A 261-nucleotide genomic window follows, 5' to 3' on the forward strand; every position below is an offset into this window, starting at 1 on the left:
GGAACATCGGCACCTTCACTGTCTTTCAGAGTTGCTGGAAGAGTAGCCATGCCGTCTGAGCCGCCAATCGCTGAGGTCGTTGCGCTCAAGTTACCAGTTGGAGCTACGAGAACTGGACTTACTGGGTCTGCTGGAGTGGTCGCTGGAGTTGGATCACTCACATTTCCCGCGGTATCGGTTGCTGTAACACTAATTGGTGCGTTAGGGCCGACTGAGCCCGGAAGAGTAACCGTATAATCTCCTGTTTCATTCGCGGTTCCT

Annotated in this window: 1 protein-coding gene; it reads right to left on the reverse strand. The window is 53.6% G+C overall.

Features of this window, described 5'->3' with window-relative positions:
* The coding region (locus tag IAE52_RS11470; RefSeq protein ID WP_233611001.1) for a phage tail tube protein at positions 1-261 on the reverse strand (261 nt) is incomplete at both ends.

Origin of the sequence: Lactococcus sp. S47, assembly GCF_016517475.1 — a bacterium.
Lineage (GTDB): Bacteria > Bacillota > Bacilli > Lactobacillales > Streptococcaceae > Lactococcus > Lactococcus lactis.